This is a genomic window from Bacillus yapensis (assembly GCF_005280205.1).
GTDB classification, from domain to species: Bacteria; Bacillota; Bacilli; order Bacillales; family Cytobacillaceae; genus Robertmurraya; species Robertmurraya yapensis.
In genome coordinates this window covers 142,568-161,398 of sequence record NZ_SUND01000009.1, presented here as the reverse complement: position 1 = coordinate 161,398, position 18,831 = coordinate 142,568, and the positions used below count along the sequence as shown (strand labels likewise).

At 37.8% G+C, this 18,831-nt stretch carries 18 protein-coding genes and 1 pseudogene; 16 read left to right on the top strand and 3 right to left on the bottom strand.

The features are described from left to right. Window positions 1-56 precede the first annotated feature (56 nt). Window positions 57-476, top strand: a pseudogene (gene mntR / locus FAR12_RS12630) (transcriptional regulator MntR); the annotation flags it as partial. 112 nt (window positions 477-588) lie between these two features. Here mntR and FAR12_RS12625 read toward each other — a convergent pair. Beyond that, window positions 589-798, bottom strand: a complete 210-nt coding sequence (locus FAR12_RS12625; RefSeq protein WP_126409017.1) for a DUF3892 domain-containing protein — start codon at window positions 796-798, stop codon at window positions 589-591. Between the two features lie 190 nt (window positions 799-988). Between FAR12_RS12625 and FAR12_RS12620 the strand changes: the two genes are divergently transcribed. Next, complete coding sequence (locus FAR12_RS12620; protein ID WP_126409016.1) at window positions 989-1,672, top strand: class I SAM-dependent methyltransferase; 684 nt, start codon at window positions 989-991, stop codon at window positions 1,670-1,672. 14 nt (window positions 1,673-1,686) lie between these two features. After that, a complete protein-coding gene (locus FAR12_RS12615) occupies window positions 1,687-2,382 on the top strand; it encodes an AIM24 family protein (protein WP_126409015.1) in 696 nt (231 codons plus the stop codon). 52 nt (window positions 2,383-2,434) lie between these two features. Here FAR12_RS12615 and metA read toward each other — a convergent pair whose 3' ends face one another. After that, window positions 2,435-3,343, bottom strand: a complete 909-nt coding sequence (metA, locus tag FAR12_RS12610) for a homoserine O-acetyltransferase MetA (RefSeq protein ID WP_126409014.1) — start codon at window positions 3,341-3,343, stop codon at window positions 2,435-2,437. Between the two features lie 176 nt (window positions 3,344-3,519). Between metA and FAR12_RS12605 the strand changes: the two genes are divergently transcribed. The 5 genes from FAR12_RS12605 (at window position 3,520) to FAR12_RS12585 (ending at window position 9,935) form a co-directional block, all read left to right on the top strand. Beyond that, on the top strand, window positions 3,520-5,208 hold the full coding sequence (locus FAR12_RS12605) for a formate--tetrahydrofolate ligase (protein ID WP_126409013.1): 1,689 nt from the start codon (window positions 3,520-3,522) through the stop codon (window positions 5,206-5,208). 60 nt (window positions 5,209-5,268) lie between these two features. Beyond that, window positions 5,269-5,787: a hypothetical protein gene (locus FAR12_RS12600; protein WP_126409012.1), complete on the top strand. Its 519-nt coding sequence runs from the start codon at window positions 5,269-5,271 to the stop codon at window positions 5,785-5,787. A gap of 95 nt (window positions 5,788-5,882) precedes the next feature. Then, window positions 5,883-6,731 carry a DegV family protein gene (locus tag FAR12_RS12595; RefSeq protein ID WP_126409011.1) on the top strand — a complete coding sequence of 283 codons (849 nt, stop codon included), beginning with the start codon at window positions 5,883-5,885 and terminating at the stop codon, window positions 6,729-6,731. A gap of 73 nt (window positions 6,732-6,804) precedes the next feature. Beyond that, complete coding sequence (locus tag FAR12_RS12590) at window positions 6,805-8,688, top strand: ABC-F family ATP-binding cassette domain-containing protein (protein WP_126409010.1); 1,884 nt, start codon at window positions 6,805-6,807, stop codon at window positions 8,686-8,688. A 119-nt stretch (window positions 8,689-8,807) separates the two neighbouring features. Next, entirely contained in the window at window positions 8,808-9,935 is a 1,128-nt protein-coding gene (locus tag FAR12_RS12585) for a conserved virulence factor C family protein (RefSeq protein ID WP_126409009.1), read from the top strand. A 16-nt stretch (window positions 9,936-9,951) separates the two neighbouring features. Here the strand turns inward: FAR12_RS12585 and FAR12_RS12580 are convergent, their stop codons facing one another. Continuing rightward, entirely contained in the window at window positions 9,952-10,779 is an 828-nt protein-coding gene (locus FAR12_RS12580) for a polysaccharide deacetylase family protein (protein ID WP_246010386.1), read from the bottom strand. 217 nt (window positions 10,780-10,996) lie between these two features. Between FAR12_RS12580 and FAR12_RS12575 the strand changes: the two genes are divergently transcribed. The 8 genes from FAR12_RS12575 to FAR12_RS12540 all read left to right on the top strand — a co-directional run bounded on the left by FAR12_RS12575 (window position 10,997) and on the right by FAR12_RS12540 (window position 18,830). Next, window positions 10,997-11,434, top strand: a complete 438-nt coding sequence (locus FAR12_RS12575) for a BrxA/BrxB family bacilliredoxin (protein ID WP_126409007.1) — start codon at window positions 10,997-10,999, stop codon at window positions 11,432-11,434. Between the two features lie 69 nt (window positions 11,435-11,503). Then, a complete protein-coding gene (locus FAR12_RS12570) occupies window positions 11,504-12,280 on the top strand; it encodes a class I SAM-dependent methyltransferase (RefSeq protein WP_126409006.1) in 777 nt (258 codons plus the stop codon). 501 nt (window positions 12,281-12,781) lie between these two features. Further along, window positions 12,782-13,372, top strand: coding sequence for a YpjP family protein (locus tag FAR12_RS12565; RefSeq protein ID WP_126409005.1), 591 nt, complete (start codon window positions 12,782-12,784; stop codon window positions 13,370-13,372). Between the two features lie 313 nt (window positions 13,373-13,685). After that, entirely contained in the window at window positions 13,686-14,267 is a 582-nt protein-coding gene (locus FAR12_RS12560; protein ID WP_126409004.1) for a TerD family protein, read from the top strand. Window positions 14,268-14,345: 78 nt separating this feature from the next. After that, entirely contained in the window at window positions 14,346-15,125 is a 780-nt protein-coding gene (locus FAR12_RS12555) for a TerC family protein (protein WP_126409003.1), read from the top strand. A gap of 106 nt (window positions 15,126-15,231) precedes the next feature. Further along, entirely contained in the window at window positions 15,232-16,422 is a 1,191-nt protein-coding gene (locus FAR12_RS12550; protein ID WP_126409002.1) for an HpcH/HpaI aldolase/citrate lyase family protein, read from the top strand. Beyond that, complete coding sequence (locus FAR12_RS12545; protein ID WP_126409001.1) at window positions 16,373-17,716, top strand: phosphoribosyltransferase family protein; 1,344 nt, start codon at window positions 16,373-16,375, stop codon at window positions 17,714-17,716. Before FAR12_RS12550 ends, FAR12_RS12545 begins: the two co-directional genes overlap by 50 nt. Then, window positions 17,700-18,830 carry a cysteine protease StiP family protein gene (locus tag FAR12_RS12540; RefSeq protein ID WP_246010383.1) on the top strand — a complete coding sequence of 377 codons (1,131 nt, stop codon included), beginning with the start codon at window positions 17,700-17,702 and terminating at the stop codon, window positions 18,828-18,830. Before FAR12_RS12545 ends, FAR12_RS12540 begins: the two co-directional genes overlap by 17 nt. The last annotated feature ends 1 nt before the right edge of the window (window position 18,831 follow it).

Genomic DNA, 18,831 nt, shown 5'->3' with positions numbered 1-18,831 from the left:
TTTGATTATGAGTAAAAAAACTTTTGTGTTAGTGCAAAATTATTGGAGGGTGCTGGATGCCAACACCAAGTATGGAAGATTACATCGAAAAAATCTATACGTTAATTGAGGAGAAGGGCTATGCCCGAGTTTCAGATATAGCCGAAGCGTTATCAGTTCACCCCTCATCGGTTACAAAGATGGTTCAAAAGCTTGATAAAGACGACTATTTAGTATACGAAAAATATAGAGGATTTAGTTTAACAGCCGAGGGTAAAAAGATTGGGCAGCGTCTCGTTTATCGACATGCTCTGTTAGAAGTCTTATTAACAACGATCGGAGTCAAAAAAGAAAATATTTATAATGATGTTGAAGGAATTGAACATCATTTGAGTTGGAATGCGATTGACCGAATTAGTGACCTCATCCAATTTTTTGATGAAGATTCAAGTCGAATTGAAGCATTAAGAGACATCCAACGGAAAAATGAAGAACATTTTGAGGATGGAGAAAACCGACTCGAATTATTGAAGAAGATTCGTAGAAAAACAGAAGAGCTACTTTAACTAAAAAAAAAAGCACCCATGTGCTTTTTTTTTAAAGTCTAATTTAGTAAAAAGAAGGAAGTTCATCAAATTCTTCATGATTAAATAATGGTTGGCCTTCATCGGACTCAATCAGATTTACGCCACTTATTTGCTCGTTTTGTGCCTCTAGTAGAGCTTTACGATAGGAAATAAACCTTCCCTGAGAAGTCCGGAAACTAATGATGTCCCCACTGTGATTGCGATGTACTGAAATAATTTCATCTTTATCCATTTATCAATCTCCTTAATACAAGATAATGTTTAGTATTTCATGATATTCTCAAACTTAAACAAAGGATAAAACCTTTGGATAAAGAAATATAATAGTGGGGCTTTTATAAGAAGACGATTTTTGTAAATGTTGGTTATGAATATTAATGGTTCCACTAAAAGAACATAAAATTGTAAGGTGAGTGATGTTTTTGACAAGCTTTGAGTGGTCTAAAGAAGCAGAGAAACTGTGGAATAAAAGGGCAAACTTTTGGAATTCAAAAAGTCAAGAAATGTGGGAATCTGGTAGTAGAAAGGATATTCTCCCGTTCTTCCAACAGTATGTGGAAAAACCGGCAGTTGTTTGTGATTTAGGCTGTGGGGATGGTTATGGCTCCTATAAATTAAGGCAGGCTGACTACAATGTTACAGGTGTTGATGTTTCAGAAGAAATGATTCAAAAAGCCAATTCATTATTTAGTAGCCCGACTTCAAAGTTTTTGAAAGGAGATATCAGAGAATTAGCTTTTGAAGAAAATCAATTTGATGCAGTTTTAGCGATCAATTCTCTTGAATGGACCGAAAGTCCTCTGAAAGTCATTCTAGAAATGAAAAGAATTGTAAAAGCGAACGGAAAAGCGTGTGTCGCTATCTTGGGTCCTACGGCTGGTCCACGGGAAAATAGCTTCCGACGTTTATATGGAGAAGACGTTATTTGTAATACGATGATGCCATGGGAATTCGTCCATCTGGCAGAAGAAAATGGTTGGAAAAAGTTAGATGAGTTTTGGGTATACAAGAAGGATTCTGAGACGCTTCCTAAGGGCTCGATATCCGTACAAATGAAAGAAGCATTATCTTTTATAAGTGTCTTTATGTTAGAAAATATTAAATAGGGAGGATGATTGCTGTGAGTCGTTATTCGTTGGAGGAGTTTGTGAAGCAAACAGTGCAACAAGAAAAGGGGGAAGGCCTTTTTGAATTAGAAACCCCAAGATTGCTTGAAATCAATTTGAATGGACAGATATGGGCGAAATCAGGAGCGATGGTATCGTATCGCGGAAATATAAAGTATGAAAGAGAAGGGATTTTAGAGCATGGACTCGGAAAAATGTTTAAGAAGGCACTAACAGGAGAGGGAACTTCTCTTATGAAAGCAACGGGGAACGGCAAGCTCTATGTCGCTGATCAAGGGAAGAAAATTAGTATCTTGAATCTCCAAGGAGAATCGATTTTTGTGAATGGCAATGATTTACTTGCATTTGAACCATCCATTAATTGGGATATTAAATTGATGCGAAAGATCGCGGGAATGATGTCTGGCGGACTGTTTAATGTTCGTCTTGAAGGTCATGGGATGATTGCCATTACTTCTCACTATGAACCTTTAACATTGCTGGTAACTCCGGATAATCCCGTTTTCACAGATCCAAATGCAACAGTTGCATGGTCTGGCACATTATCTCCTGAATTTGTCACAGACATCTCTTTTAAAACCTTTTTAGGTAGAGGAAGTGGAGAGTCCATCCAAATGAAGTTTTCTGGAAACGGCTTTGTCGTTGTTCAACCATATGAAGAGGTATATTACTCGCAGCAACAGTCGTAATTTTTTACATAGAAAAGCAGATTTCTTCCAATAAGAAGAGATCTGCTTTTTTTCACTCCCACTCGTAAGGAGTTTCTTGGTATACATAATAATTGAGCCAGTTAGAGAATAATAGATGGGCGTGGGAACGCCAACGGTTAAGCGGTTGTCTGTTTGGATCGTTCTTAGGGAAATAATGCTCTGGAAGGTGAATATCCAATCCACGATGACGGTCCCGACTGTATTCCTCACTTAAAGTAGAAGCATCGTATTCTAAGTGCCCCGTAATCATAATTTGCTTCCCATTGTTGGCACTCATGATAAATGCTCCTGCTTCCTCTGAGTAGGAGAGAAGCTTGATTTCTTTATGTTCATTTATTTTTCTTTGATCGACATCTGTATATCGAGAATGAGGAGCGTAGAATTCATCATCGAATCCTCTTAGTAACTTTTCCGAACGGTCTTGAACAATATGAGAAAATACGCCAGAACATTTTCGCGGCAGTTCAAATTTTCCAATGCCGAAATGATGATAAAGTGCTGCCTGGGCTCCCCAGCAGATATGTAAAGTAGAAGTAACATTATCAGTTGACCAGTTCATAATTTCCGTTAGCTCTTCCCAGTAGTCGACTTCTTCAAAAGCAAGCATTTCAACAGGTGCACCAGTTACGATCATACCATCAAATTTTCGGTGTTTGATGTTGGAAAATGTCGTATAGAATTGATCTAGATGGAGTTGACTGGTTGTTTTTGATTGATGAGTAGCCATTTGTAAAAATGAAATATTCACCTGCAACGGTGTATTTCCTAATAATCGCAGCACTTGAGCTTCAGTTCGTTCTTTTTCCGGCATCAAATTTAAGATGATGATATTTAATGGGCGAATATCCTGCGTATTCGCTCGTGTTTCATCCATAATAAATATATTCTCTTCTTCTAATATTTCTCGAGCAGGAAGGAGTTTTGGAATTTTAATAGGCAAATGGTTCATCCTCTCGTTTGAATTTTCAATATTTTTAATTATATAGTAACGTGAAAAGAGGTATCAATCTTTTTATAAATTTAATTATTAATTTTCGATTCCCAAATGATACAATAGATTTGCTAAAGTCGGCTCTTTATACAGAGCAAAGTTGGATAAGTATGGGGGTTATGAGAATGAACGCGAACGTAAAGCATAAATCTGATATTGAAATTGCCCAAAATGCGAAAATGTTGCCGATTATTAAAATCGCGGAGCAAGTAGGTTTAACCGAAGATGACATCGAGCTTTATGGCAAGTATAAGGCGAAGCTATCGTCTGAAACGATTAACAAGCTTCAAACAAAGCAGAGTGGAAAAATCATTCTCGTAACAGCGATTAATCCAACCCCTGCTGGAGAAGGAAAATCAACTGTAACGGTCGGTCTTGGAGATGCGTTACATAAACTACATAAAAAAGTGATGATTGCCCTTCGGGAGCCTTCATTAGGACCTACGATGGGAATTAAAGGTGGAGCAACTGGTGGTGGATATGCCCAGGTTCTTCCGATGGAAGACATCAATCTTCATTTCACTGGAGATTTTCATGCCATCACAACCGCGAACAATGCCTTGGCCGCATTAATTGATAACCATTTACAGCAAGGTAATGAATTAAGAATTGATCAACGTAGAATTGTTTGGAAAAGAGCTGTTGATTTAAATGATCGCGCTCTTAGAAAGGTCATCGTTGGATTAGGTGGCCCCTTACAAGGTGTCCCTCGTGAGGATGGCTTTGATATTACTGTTGCATCAGAAATAATGGCAGTACTATGTTTAGCAACAGATCTCCGTGATTTAAAGCGTAGACTTGGCAATATGGTTATTGCCTATAATATCGAGAAAGAGCCGGTAACAGTAGGAGATTTAGGTGTAGAAGGAGCACTTGCTCTTTTATTAAAGGAAGCCATTAAGCCAAATCTTGTTCAAACGATTGAGCATACTCCTGCACTTGTTCACGGCGGACCGTTTGCCAATATTGCTCACGGCTGTAACAGTGTGATTGCCACAACCACAGCATCTAAATTAGCTGACTATGTAGTTACAGAAGCTGGATTTGGCGCTGATTTAGGAGCAGAAAAGTTTCTGAACATAAAAGCAAGAGCCGCAGGATTTAAGCCGGAAGCCGTTGTTATTGTGGCAACCATTCGAGCATTAAAAATGCATGGTGGAATTTCAAAGAATGAGTTAGGGAAAGAGAATGTTAATGCCTTAGTGAATGGCTTTGAGAATTTACGTAAGCACGCCGAAACAATCAATAGCTTTGGGCTTCCTTTTGTCGTGGCGATTAATAAATTTGTTTCTGATACAGAACAGGAAATCAAAACACTACTCGAACTATGTGAAAAACATCAATTCCCAGTTGAATTAACAGAAGTATGGGAAAAGGGTGGAGAAGGTGGTCTAGCACTTGCGAAAAGTGTGCTCCAAGTGCTCGAGAAGAATGAAGCAAATTTTTCTCCATTGTATCCTTTGTCCGATTCAATTGAGGAAAAAATTACAACGATTGTCCAAACAGTGTACGGTGGTAAGAACGTTGAATTTTCTACAAAGGCTAAAAAGCAAATAGCTGATTTTGAAGCTTTTGGATGGGGGAATTTACCTATTTGTATTGCAAAAACGCAATATTCTTTAACAGATGATCCAGGGAAGCTAGGAAGACCTACTGATTTTACTGTAACGGTTAGGGAGCTAAAGCCTTCCATAGGCGCAGGATTTATCGTCGCTTTAACAGGAGACGTGATGACTATGCCTGGTTTACCGAAAGCACCTGCTGCCTTAAAAATGGATGTTGATGAGAATGGCAAAGCAATCGGTTTATTCTAGTTTTTAGTGGTGCGGTGAGGGGAACCTTGCCGCCAATTTTTTTGCGAGGTGTAATGATTTATGTTTGACCCAACTGCTTTTGAAAATATGAAAGTTGTTATTGAAGGTGCTCTTTATGACCGGGATTTAGATGGAGAAATAGCCATTATCGACCGAAACGATCTCATGAATTTAGCGAAACTCTCAAGAATCTATGAGGTTACCTTTACAGAAACGGCAAATTCATCTGTACAGTGCACCCTTATCTTACAGGCAAACCTGGAGAACCTTGCTGCTGAACTACTGCCATCCAATCAAGAAAGTCAGCAAGCGGGGGCACATCTTACAATTCTTTTTAAAATGAGACATGAAAATCGTCAGGAACTCCATGAGAAAATTGAAGATGAGCTAGCTCGGATATGGGGAAACGATCGTTCGATCAATCAAAACGTGAGCTTTAACCCGATGGGAAAAATGGGCGAGATTATGAAAGAAATTAAGCTCGAATTCAATCGGCTGATTGTAGAAGACCAAATAGATGATCTCTTCATGATGGTTGATTACATACTTGCTTCGATAAAAAAATTAAAGCAAATTTGATGGAATTAAGCTGGTGCTCTCTTTAAAGAAAAGGTAAAATAAATTTAGTATCTATTTTTAATAGTAGGTACTAAATTTAGATAAGGGGCGAAAGTATGAAGAAAATTGCCTGGGTAACGGATAGTACAGCTAGCTTGGATGAGGAATTAGTGAATCATCCAGATTTATATACTGTTCCAATGTCCATTATATTGGATGAAGAGGAATACAAGGACAAAATTGATTTGACCCCTGAAGAATTATTTCAACGATTAAAGTCATTAAAGAACCCACCTAAAACCTCACAGCCTTCAGTCGGAGAGTTTAAAAATTTGTATGAGAAGCTACAAGGGGAATATGAAGAGGTTATCTCGATCTTAGTATCATCAGATCTTAGTGGTACTGTTTCGTCAAGCGAACAGGCATCACAGCTAGTAGATATACCGGTTACAACGATTGACTCGAGAATTTTATCCTACCCGTTGACCGTACAGATAAAAAAGGGGATGGAGTGGTTAGCAGAAGGAAAAAGTGTAAGCGTTATCGAGGAGAAGATCGAAAAAATAAGAGAAACCTATGAAACCTATGTGCTTGTAAGAAGCCTTGAACAGCTTCATCGTAGTGGAAGAATGTCTGGAATGAAGTTTTTTCTAGGAAGTATGCTTAATGTTAAACCGATTATTTCGGTGGCAAATGGTGTTCTATCGATTAAAGATAAAGCAAGAAGCGAAAAAAAAGCGAAAGAAAAGATCTATAGTTATTTACAGTCTTCTTACGAAAAATTCAAATTTGAAGAGGTTTATATACTATATGGGTTGCATATTACGGAGGCGTTAAAGTGGAAAGATGAGCTCGAAAGCGAGTTTCCAAGCATTCGTTTTAGCTGCCATCCGCTAGGTGCCACGATTGGAGTTCATGCTGGAGAGGATACAATCGGAATTAGCTGGTATAATGATTTAGACTAAAGCGCTCATAAGCGCTTTTTGTTTTATGTTAAAATAATAAGCGACAAACTTACTATGAATGGATTGGTTTCTAATGAAAATATTATCAATCGAAAATCTTTCGAAGACATATGGTGAAAAACAACTATTTCAAGATATATCATTTACAATTTCCGAAAAGGAACGTGTGGGCTTAATTGGGGTCAATGGTACAGGTAAATCATCTTTATTAAAAATTGTCGCTGGTGTCGATCTACCTGACTCCGGAGAGATCGTTATGCCAAAGGATTATAAAATTGCCTACTCCTCGCAAACGCCATCTCTAAATGATGAATTAACCGTATTGGATCAGGTGTTTGAAGGGGATGCACCTGTCCTCCGTGTTGTCAAAGAGTATGAGAAAGCATTAATGGAATTTGAGATGAACCCTACCCAACAAAGTAGTCAAGAGCGCTTATTTGAATTACAAAGTAGAATGGATGCTGTTGAGGGCTGGGATGTTGGAACGAATGCAAAAACGATTTTGACTAAGCTAGGCATTACAGATTTTAATAAAAAGATAGCTGAGCTTTCTGGTGGGCAAAAGAAACGTGTATCCCTTGCTCAAGTTTTGATTCGAGAAGCGGATTTACTCATTTTAGATGAGCCGACCAACCATCTTGATTATGAATCTGTAAAATGGTTAGAAGAATATTTGGGCCGCTATAAAGGCGCACTCTTACTTGTAACACATGATCGCTACTTTTTAGACCGTGTTACGAATCGAATGTTCGAACTTGAAGGCGGCAATCTTTACAGCTATAAGGGAAACTATGCTGCCTTTTTAGAAGCAAAAGCGATTCGTGAAGAAAATGAAGCAGCAACTCTTGATAAGCAAAGAAATTTATTCCGACGAGAGCTTGAGTGGATAAGAAGAGGAGCAAAAGCACGGACCACAAAACAAAAGGCTAGAATTGATCGTTTTGATAGCTTGGAGCAACAAGTGTCATCAGCAAAACAATCGGAAAAGCTAGACATTTCTTTATCAGGTAGCCGCTTAGGGAAACAAGTGTTTGAATTGAAAGATGCCTACAAATCCTATGATACAAAGCCTATTCTTAAGGATTTTAACCTACTTGTAAAACCAGGCGATCGCATTGGTATTGTCGGTAGCAATGGAACAGGAAAATCAACCTTGCTTAATACGTTAGCAGGAAGATTGCCGCTGGATTCTGGTGAATTTATCATGGGACAAACGGTCAAAGTCGCTTATTACACCCAAGAAAATGATGATATGGATGAAAATAAGCGAATGATTGAGTACTTAAAAGAAACGGCTCAGGTGGTTTCTACCTCTGATGGCAAAACGATATCAGCTTCGCAAATGCTAGAGAGATTCTTATTCCCAACATATACTCACGGTACGCCAATTCGTAAGCTGTCTGGTGGGGAAAAGCGTAGATTATATTTATTAAAGATTCTTATGACTGAACCAAATGTGTTACTTTTAGATGAACCGACAAATGATCTCGATACGCAAACATTAACAGTACTTGAGGATTATTTAGAAGAGTTCCCAGGAGTTGTCATAACAGTTTCCCATGACCGCTACTTCTTAGATAAAGTTGCTGACCAGCTTCTTATTTTAAAAGGTGACGGCGAGATTGATTCTTTTTATGGAAACTATACTGAGATGTTAGAAAGTCGTTCTGAGAAATCTGAGGAAAAGCAATCTACTCAACCCGTTAAAGTGGTAGAACAGGAAAAGCCTAAAAAGAAAAGAATGAGTTATAAAGAGAAAATGGAATGGGAATCCATTGATGAGGACATTGCCAAGGTAGAGGACCGACTCAAAGCAATCTCTGAAGAAATGGCGAAGACAGGGAGCGATTTCGAAAAAGCGCAGAATTTAATGAATGAGGAAAATACATTGAATGAAAAGCTTGAGTATTTAATCGATCGGTGGAGCTATTTGTCAGAGTTAGCGGAAAATGAATGAATTTAAGGTAATAGTTAAATTGAACTGAAGTTTGAGCACAATTCATGAGTGTGATTTGAAATTATGTTACTATTGAAGCAATATTTTATATGACAGCTTAAAGTAAAAAGGGTGAAAATATGAAGATTAAATCAATTGAACCGACACCAAGTCCAAATTCTATGAAGATTAATTTAGATGAAGAACTTCCGATGGGTAAAAGTAGTAATTATAAGAAAGAGACAATGGAGGATGCTCCCAAGGTTGTCCAAGATATTTTGAATATTGATGGTATCAAAGGCGTCTATCACGTTGCTGATTTTTTAGCGGTTGAAAGAAATGCCAAATACGATTGGAAAGACCTGCTACCTCAAGTTCGCAAGGCTTTTGGTGAAGACGGGGAAGCGGGAGCTCTACAAAATTCTGTTGATGAGCATTATGGAGAAATCAAAGTTCAGGTTCAAATGTTTAAAGGGATTCCTCTTCAAGTAAAATTAACAGATGGTACGGAAGAAAGACGTTACGGTATGTCAGAAATGTACACGAGTCTAGTTTCTGAGTTGCAGGATGAACAGAACTACATCCTGCAAAGAAAATGGAAAGACTTTGGAGTACGTTATGGGGAATTTGACGAGATTGGCAAGGAAGTGGTTGAGGAATTAACCGCTGCGTATCCACAAGAACGCCTTAAAGAGCTAATTGCTCAAGCGAAGAGTACGGATCCAGTTGTCCAAGCACAACCTCGCAAAAAGATAAAAGTTTCTCTAGAAGATTTCGATGAGCCGGATTGGCAAAAACGTTATCAGCTTTTAGAACAGATGGAAGATCCAACCTTGAGTGATCTACCATTATTAGATAAGGCATTAACGGATGAAAAGGCATCAATTCGAAGACTCGCAACCGTTTATTTAGGGATGATTGAGGACAAAGGTGTTCTTCCGTATCTGTATAAGGCATTACAGGACAAATCAGTTACAGTGCGAAGAACAGCTGGTGACTGCTTATCCGATTTAGGTTTTGAAGAAGCAACAGAAGAAATGATGAAAGCTCTTCAAGATAAAAGTAAGCTAGTACGTTGGAGAGCTGCGATGTTCTTATATGAAGTAGCGGATGAGAAGGCACTTCCTGCCTTGAAAGCAGCAGAAGATGACCCAGAATTTGAGGTTAGCTTGCAAATCAAGCTTGCGATTGAAAGAATTGAACTTGGAGAAGAAGCTAAGGGTTCTGTTTGGAAGCAGATGACGGAAATGAGAAATAAAGAAAGCTGACATATTTATGTCAGCTTTACTTTTTTGTTGCAAACTGTAAAGGTTCATCATCTACAGTAATTTGTTTAAAAAGATATCCTTGAGCTTGTAAGCTTTCAATAATGATTGGTAATGCCTTTGTGGTAACTTCCTTATCGTGAAACAGAAGGACTGGTGATTTCTGTCGACCTTTAAATTTCTCAACTTGTTTTAGCACAGATTGAACAATTTTGTCGCTATTGTTTATGCTCCAGTCGTTACTATCCACATTCCAATCCCACAAAACATATTGAGCTTTATCCAGCTCTGTTTTTTGTGCTGCTGTTAAATGTGGAAAACTTCCGAATGGAACACGAACGACTTGAACATGCTCTCCAGTTACATCTTCAACTGTTTTCCCGCATGTAGTCATCTCATCTCGAGGAGAGGTGAGTGTTTTATAAAATTCTGAAACCTTGTGCGTTACGCCATGGCATCCGATCGTGTGTCCAGCCGTTGCAACTGCTTTTGAAATTTCAGGGTGCTTTTGTACATAGTTATTTAACATAAAAAATGTTGATTTGATTTGATATTGGTCCAATATTTGAAGGATGGCAGGCGTGTATTCTGTTGGCCCATCATCAAAAGTAATATAGATTAGTTTTGATGGGTCCGTTATTAGAAATTGTTCATCTATTTCTTTCACTACGATATCAGTAGATTTTGCGATATGATTTTTAATATTGCTATTGCTTGTCCCAATTGTTTTGGCTTCCGCTGTAGATTCAAAGGCAAAATAGTCTGCTAGAATAGTAGAGGAAGAAAAAATAATCAAGGATAAACTTACTAGTGTGATGAATAAGATCAGTCTGCTTCTTGTTTGCATGTGAGACAAACGTCCTCTCCTACTATATATATGTATCTATTATAATAGGACAATAGTTGACAATTTTATAGGGTAATTCGACATATTTTGAATAAAAAAATATTCTTAATTTTCTTACAACTTAAGTTAAAAAGGGAAAAATGTGCAGGCAAATTGCATCTTATTTCATAAATATAGTATGCTAATATTGCAGGTAAAGTAAGGGAGGCAAACGATAATGTCAATGGCATATGAAGAATATATGAAGCAAATGGTTAAGCCGATGCGTCAAGAACTCGTTCAAGCAGGTTTTAAAGAGCTAGTAACTCCTGAAGAAGTGGAATCATTCATGGAGAGTGCAACAGGGACTACTTTAGTAGTAGTAAATTCAGTTTGTGGCTGTGCAGCTGGTCTAGCACGTCCTGCTGTGTCTCAAGCACTACTTAGAACAGAAAAAAGTCCTGACCAATTGGTAACCGTTTTTGCAGGTCAAGAAAAAGAAGCAACTGCTAAGATGCGTGAATACTTCGAAGGATTTGAGCCTTCTTCTCCATCTATGGCCCTGTTAAAAGGGAAAGAGGTTGTTCATTTTATCCCACGTGATGATATTGAGAGCTATCCAATGGAAGCGATCATGGAAAACTTACTTGCGGCTTTTGAAAATCATTGCGAATAATGCACTACGAGGATGTCGATTAGGCATCCTTTTCCTATTCAAATGAAGAATAAAATTTAGGGTGGTTCGATGTTTGTAACAACTGCAGGACGTACAAATGAAGAAATGGTAAAGATTGCAAAAGAAGTAGCGCTAGAATTAAAGACTCAATATATTACGAGAAATAAAAAGTCTGTAAAGGCTTTGCAGGAAATTTATAAAGAAGATTGTATTGTCGTGGGGAAGGAACGACTAGAGTTGTTTCCCTTTGGTGAAAACGATCCATTCTTCTTTCATCCTAATTCGAGCATGTTTCGTATTAAACGTTTGATGGAAAACGGCCATGATCCTTTTATTGAGGCTTGTGATTTGGATCGAGGGAAGCATTTATTAGACTGCACACTAGGGCTTGCCTCCGATAGCATAGTAGCAAGCTATATCGTCAGAAATGAAGGACGCGTGGTTGGGATTGAAGGAAATCCTTATTTGGCCTACTTGGTTGAAAAAGGGTTAAAAAGTTGGGATTCAGGAATCGACGAAATGAATAGAGCGTTAAGGCATATTGAAGTGGTGCAGATGCTATCCTTGGATTATTTAAGGACATTACCAGATAAAAGCTTTGATTGTGTTTATTTTGATCCGATGTTTGAAGAGCGGATTTTGGAATCGGACGGAATAAAAGGTCTAAGTCAAATTGCAGTTTATCAAGATATTTCAAATGAAATGATGACTCACGCGAAAAGGGTTGCGAGGGAAAGAGTCGTATTAAAAGATCATTTTCGCAGTCAAAGATTTGAAAAATACAATTTTGAGGTGCTGAGAAGAAAAACGGCTAAGTTTCACTTTGGAGTACTGCAGATACAGTGAATCCGTCTCTAGATGGTCCACTGTATCTGAATATTAGTCTGCAATTGACAAATACACAAAATAGATAAGCATAAGTAAGCTACCAATTACAATAACCATTGACCAGTCCACGTTATCGCACTCCTTCCATTTTTTATATCATTTCCGATTTGGATTAATCTTAATCTGTAAGGCTCTCTCTTAAATTTTCAACCTCCTTCCATGAAAAATTTCACACAGCTGTTTAGGCTCATCGTTTAGCAGCAATTTTACGTGGCTTGAGCATTTTTTTAGGAAAGCTAGTCTAAAAGATTTTGAAACCTTTTGCTCTTTTTGTCGTAATAAACGTGTATAATATTCTTATAGTTTTATTGGGAGATTTTCCATTTTCACCTTTTGCTTTTGATACTTCATCTGATGCGGAAAATACTTGAATTATGTATAGTTTTTCAAAGGATTTTCATAGGACAAGAAAGAATTATTAGAAAAGATTTGAAATTAATAGTGAAGGAGGAGAGAGTTATGCCCAAATGGTTACGTAAATCGTTGGTTGTCTTGGTCACTGTATTAACCTTTGGAATTGTTACTCCTTCCCAACTCCATGATTTTGTAAATGACAAGGATCCAAAAAGGGATGCAGTTGAATCGAAAACACAAGATTCAGCGACCGAAGTACAACAAATTGAATTTTTCGATGGCTACACCAATGAAAAGGACCCAATAAGTAATCTTCTAAAGGATGCAGAGCACCTCTCGTATACGAAATTTGGAACTCGAATTGGTCCAGTTATTGAGGATGAATTTAGAGAGATTATCCTCCCAAACATTGAGAAAGTAATTGAAACCGTTGCGAGTCAATATGAGGAAGATAGCTTGCGACAGCTATATATTTCAGAAGCTCCTTCAGGAGGAGATTCTGAAAGAATTTTTCATATTGCTAATAGAGAAAATAACGAGGATGTTATAAGGTTTCATGTTCGAAGGGACCATCCTCCTCAGGATGGATATTGGTTTAACTTTCATTACCATATAGATGCTGACGATTTTCAAGAGCATCATGAGATCGGTTCTATTTATTGGGCAAAAAATACGCCCCCAAAATGGATGAGCTAGCGTCTTAATTGAAATTCACAGCATTTTGTGGAAAAATATACTGTATGCTAAGTGAGTCTTACTCCAATACATACAGTAATATTTTTTGAAATTTTTTTTATAGCTTGTGAAACTTTTGAACAGGTTAATCGTAAAAGTAGACACTGGTGTTAATGTCACAAGGTAAAATGGCAAATTTAAAAGGCGAACGAAGGTTACAATAAGTAAATGAAACTGAATACCCGCAAAGAAGTTCATCTAAGTAGGTAGAAGAATGTTCGTTTTTTACAGGTAAGCCATTATGAAATTTAAAAATTAAATGGAGGTTGTAATCATGGCAATTAGTTTATCAAAAGGACAAAAAGTAGATTTAACAAAAACGAATCCTGGACTTACAAAGGTTGTAGTTGGTTTAGGATGGGATACGAATAAATATGATGGTGGAAATGATTTTGACTTAGACACTTCTGTATTTTTACTTGGAGAGAATGGCAAAGTTACATCAGAAAGTGATTTTGTATTCTACAACAACACTACAGGTGGAAATGGTTCAGTAGTACATACAGGTGATAATCGTACTGGTGCTGGAGACGGGGATGATGAACAAATTAACGTTTCTTTAACTACAGTACCAGCTCAAGTTCAGCGTGTAACATTTACAATTACAATTCATGATGCTGAAGCAAGAAGTCAAAACTTCGGTCAAGTATCAAATGCATATGTAAGGGTATTGAACGGGGATACTAACGAAGAATTAATTCGTTATGACTTAGGTGAGGATTTCTCTATTGAAACGGCTCTTGTTGTTGGGGAATTATACCGTCACAATGGTGAGTGGAAGTTTAGTGCGATTGGCAGTGGCTATCAAGGTGGTTTAGGAGCATTAGCAACGGATTTTGGATTGCAGGTTGGATAATCAAACAATAGACTCGGTTAAGACCGAGTCTTTCTAACGACAGAATTTATATATATAACTCAGGAGGAACAGCTTGATATGTCAGTATTACAAGGAATTTTAGATACGTATGCCCAATTTTTTGATTGGCAAATGTGGGTCGACCATGTTTTTACAAACCCTGTTGCGTGGGGATTAATCGGAACGCTAGTCATTATGGAAGGTTTGCTATCTGCTGATAATGCCCTCGTTTTAGCCGTAATGGTTAAGCATCTACCAGAGGAACAGCGTAAGAAAGCTTTATTTTACGGACTACTAGGAGCCTATGTATTTCGCTTTATTGCTATTGGTGTAGGTGTCTACTTAATCGAATTTTGGTGGGTAAAGATTTTAGGTGCAGGTTACTTAGCTTGGTTAGCCATTAAATATTTTATCGATAAGAGAAAAGAAAGTAACCAGTCGCAAGAGGAAGAGGAAGTCGAAGGAATCAATAAAAGTGGTTTACTTATTCGACTATTCGGTAATTTTTGGGGTACAGTAGCTGCTGTTGAATTAATGGATATCGCATTCTCGATTGATAGTGTACTTGCAGCGTTCGGGATTAGTAATGAAATCTGGGTTTTATTATTAGGTGGAATGCTTGGAGTACTTATGATGCGTGGAGTTGCAGGAGTATTCTTAAAGCTTATCGACCGCGTGCCTGAAATTGAAACGACAGCATATGTTTTGATTTTGATCATTGCTGTGAAGATGCTTTTAGGTGTTTTCCATATTCACATCGATCATATGTATTTCTTCATCGTGTTATTGATTGCATTTGCTATCACATTTATTGTTCACTTCCGAAACAAGAAAAAAGCTTCCGAAGTGCAGAATTAATCGTACAACCAAGATTGACTCATATTGAAGGGAAAGGGAACAGACAATTGTCCGCTCCCTTTCTTTATACAAAAAAATGGTAAAATTTGAAAGAGGAGCAGGTGCAATGCGATTATTTTCTAGCTTATATGATCGTGAAATCGAACAATATTTTTACAAAAGTCCTACATCATTTAATAAGTACTCTCCTCGTGAAATCCTTGCTTATGGTCTGGGTGGGACACTTTATATGCCTGCAACGAGAAAAAATATCCATGAGGATATTCTTACAAAAAAACATGCTGGCTTAACGTCTCTAGTTATCTGTCTGGAGGATGCCATCGGAGATAATGAAGTAGAGAAAGCTGAGCAAATGTTAGTAGATGAGTTAACTTCATTATATGAAGGATTAGAAAAGGGATATATCGATATAGACGAACTCCCACTAATTTTTATTCGAATAAGAAATTTGGAGCAACTATGTCGTTTAATCGATTTCCTCGGTGAACGCCTAAAACTCATTACAGGAATTGTCATTCCTAAATTTCGTCGTTCAAATGGAGAACCCATTTTACAAAAGCTTGCTAGTTTGCAATTTTCTAATACACCACTTTATGCAATGCCGATCTTAGAGTCGAAAGAAATCATATATCAAGAGACACGAGATAAAGAACTGTTTGGCATTAAGAGTTTGCTAGATCAATACAAAGATATTGTATTGAATGTGCGCATCGGAGCAACTGATTTCTCAGGTATATTTGGTATACGACGTAATTCGGATACAACCGTATACGACATTGCTGTCATTCGGGATTGTATTGCGGATATCATTAATATGTTTGTTCGTTTTGATAGTCCCTACGTGGTTTCTGGCCCAGTATGGGAGTATTTTTCCTCAGCGGAAAGAGTGCTAAAACCTCAAATTCGAGAATCTCCATTTATTGAGAAATATGGTACTGAAGGGGCTAAGATCAGACAAGAAATTATCGGTACCCATATGGATGGTTTTATCCGAGAAATATTAATGGATATCGCCAATGGTATTGTTGGAAAAACGATTATCCACCCTACTCATATTCAGGCGGTTCAAGCCTTAAATGCTGTTTCGTATGAAGAATATATGGATGCATTTCATATCCTTTCAGAAGGAAACGGGGAAATAGGGGTACTGAAAAGCTCTTTCGCTAATAAAATGAATGAACTGAAGCCTCATTTGTATTGGGCGAATAAAATTATGTTGAAATCAGAAACTTACGGGGTGCTTCACAATGATTACACGTACATCGACTTACTCAAAAAACAATATAGCTACGTATAAAATACTAGATGATCTTAAAGTTGAAGTAAGCGTTCAACAAAATGTTTATGGTATTCCTCTAGAAGATTTATTTTTAATGGCTGCAAGGATTAATAAAAAACGCGCCTTCTTATTTGTAAGTAAGGTTCTTGGAAAACATATTCCGATTCAACCAGCAAAAGGAATCCTTGTCGGTGCGCTACTTGCTGCTAGGTATTTGGAGGAACGTAGTGGTGAGCAACAGGAAATTACGTCTGACCTTCTTTCGCAATTTATGATGGACAAGCCGGGGTCAGCTGAGATTTCCTCATTTATTGATGATAGTAACCCAATAGTTATTGGGTTTGCAGAAACAGCGACAGCACTTGGACATGCTTTTTTCGAAGCGTTTAAGGAAGCAGATTATTTTCATACGACGAGAGAATGGTTGGATGAGGTAGAGCCAGCGATTACCTTTGAAGAGGAGCACTCTCATGCAACATCACATCGTGCTTATATTAAAAAGGAATTATTAAACAATAGCAGAGAAATCATTTTAGTAGATGACGAGTTGACGACTGGGAAGACTGCGCTAAATATTATCCGTTCCATTCATGCAAGTTTTCCTAGGACAACCTATACGGTTGTGTCCATATTAGATTGGCGCTCGGATGAGCATATTGCTCTATTCAAATCCTTGGAAGCTGAATTGGGAATTGAAATTCATTCTGTTAGTTTGGTTAAGGGTACAGTTTCTGTAGAAGGACAAGCAAATTTGCTTGAGAATGAACAAGACAGTCCTTATACAATAGGTGATATCGTGCAAAATGTGAGTTATCACGAAATCCCAAATCCTTCTGCAACAATTTATAAGGATGAAAGGAACCATTCCTATACTTCGTATACAGGAAGGTTTGGATTAACAGCTGATGAAAACAGAGAAGCTACTGTATGGTTAGAGGAAACAGGAAATCAACTGGCTGGATTACGGACAGGAAGAACGCTTGTCCTTGGTACAGGAGAATATATGTATCTGCCAATGAAAATCGCTTCTTATATGGGAGATGGGGTTTTCTATCAATCTACGACAAGAAGTCCGATTTACCCACTGTTCAAGGAAAAATATGGAGCTACAAATCGTTATTCCTTTCCTGATCCGATGAATCATTCGATCCAAAACTATGTATACAATATTTCTCCTGGCGAATATGATGATCTTTTTTTATTTTTTGAGAGAAAAATAGAGTCGGAGCAACTTGATGCATTACTCGAAGAATTGAAAAGGGCACAGGTACCAAATATTAACGTCATTTATTTAGATGAGGGATGTGAGTGATAAAATGGAGCCAGTTGTCGCAACTTATTCAAAAATAGGCTCTTATCCTGAGGAAGATGTGAAATTCTTATTAAAGGATCTCAGTTCTCTGTCACTTGAAGGGGAGACGGAGTCAAGAGAGAAGCGAATCCAATCCGGCGAGCATTATAGTGAATCCTTACCGATCGAGTATTATCCACCAGAGGAGTACTTAGAGCTATTTCATCGTGCCTTGCAAGATTATAAGACGAAGGTTGCCCTCCATGTAGGAGTTGTGGCTGAACAGATTTTCAAGGAAAAAGGCGAGAATACTGTTCTAGTGTCATTAGCGAGAGCAGGGACACCAATCGGGATCTTAATAAAAAATTATCTTAAGTGGAAATATGGTATAACACTTCCTCATTATAGTATTTCGATTATTAGAGGAAAAGGCTTAGATACAAATGCTGTGCAATATATATTGCACTCACATCCGAACGGCCGTATTCAGTTTGTGGATGGATGGACCGGTAAAGGAGCAATCTCGCTGACCCTTTCAGAATCCTGTGAGCAGTTGAAAAATATGCACGGAATCGAACTCGATGACACGTTAGCGGTTGTTGCCGATCCTGGTCATTGCACAACTTTGTTTGGGACGCGCGATGATTTCTTAATTCCAAGTGCTTGCTTAAATTCGACTGTTTCTGGTTTAGTTAGCAGAACGGTTTTAAATCAAGCATTTATTGGACCAAATGATTTTCATGGTGCGAAATATTATAAAGAATTAGAAGAAGTCGACTTATCTCATCACTATATTGAGGCTATTTCAAAAGAGTTTTCTAAGATTGAGAATGAGGTGTCTGAACAGCTTCAAGAACGGGTTCAAGAGGATATACACGTAACTTTTTCTGGTTATCAAACGATGAAGAGAATTATGGCGGAGTTCAATCTCTCGGATGTGAACTTGGTCAAACCAGGCGTGGGAGAAACAACAAGAGTACTACTACGTAGGGTTCCGTGGAAGATTCTCGTAAAAGATATGGAGAGTCCGTATGTCCAACATATATTAATGCTTTGTAGAGAAAGAAATGTAGAAATAGAATTGTATCCTCACATGGATTACGCATGCTGTGGATTGATCAAAAATGTGAGGTAAG

Excerpts from the sequence above, each read along its gene's own strand:
- FAR12_RS12545 (WP_126409001.1), top strand. The coding sequence starts at position 16,373 with ATGATTACACGTACATCGACTTACTCAAAAAACAATATAGCTACGTAT.
- FAR12_RS12550 (WP_126409002.1), top strand. The coding sequence starts at position 15,232 with ATGCGATTATTTTCTAGCTTATATGATCGTGAAATCGAACAATATTTT.
- FAR12_RS12555 (WP_126409003.1), top strand. The coding sequence starts at position 14,346 with ATGTCAGTATTACAAGGAATTTTAGATACGTATGCCCAATTTTTTGAT.
- FAR12_RS12595 (WP_126409011.1), top strand. The coding sequence starts at position 5,883 with ATGAAGAAAATTGCCTGGGTAACGGATAGTACAGCTAGCTTGGATGAG.
- FAR12_RS12565 (WP_126409005.1), top strand. The coding sequence starts at position 12,782 with ATGCCCAAATGGTTACGTAAATCGTTGGTTGTCTTGGTCACTGTATTA.
- FAR12_RS12540 (WP_246010383.1), top strand. The coding sequence starts at position 17,700 with ATGAGGGATGTGAGTGATAAAATGGAGCCAGTTGTCGCAACTTATTCA.
- FAR12_RS12590 (WP_126409010.1), top strand. The coding sequence starts at position 6,805 with ATGAAAATATTATCAATCGAAAATCTTTCGAAGACATATGGTGAAAAA.
- FAR12_RS12580 (WP_246010386.1), bottom strand. The coding sequence starts at position 10,779 with ATGCAAACAAGAAGCAGACTGATCTTATTCATCACACTAGTAAGTTTA.
- FAR12_RS12625 (WP_126409017.1), bottom strand. The coding sequence starts at position 798 with ATGGATAAAGATGAAATTATTTCAGTACATCGCAATCACAGTGGGGAC.
- FAR12_RS12560 (WP_126409004.1), top strand. The coding sequence starts at position 13,686 with ATGGCAATTAGTTTATCAAAAGGACAAAAAGTAGATTTAACAAAAACG.
- FAR12_RS12600 (WP_126409012.1), top strand. The coding sequence starts at position 5,269 with ATGTTTGACCCAACTGCTTTTGAAAATATGAAAGTTGTTATTGAAGGT.
- FAR12_RS12570 (WP_126409006.1), top strand. The coding sequence starts at position 11,504 with ATGTTTGTAACAACTGCAGGACGTACAAATGAAGAAATGGTAAAGATT.
- FAR12_RS12605 (WP_126409013.1), top strand. The coding sequence starts at position 3,520 with ATGAACGCGAACGTAAAGCATAAATCTGATATTGAAATTGCCCAAAAT.
- FAR12_RS12575 (WP_126409007.1), top strand. The coding sequence starts at position 10,997 with ATGTCAATGGCATATGAAGAATATATGAAGCAAATGGTTAAGCCGATG.
- FAR12_RS12585 (WP_126409009.1), top strand. The coding sequence starts at position 8,808 with ATGAAGATTAAATCAATTGAACCGACACCAAGTCCAAATTCTATGAAG.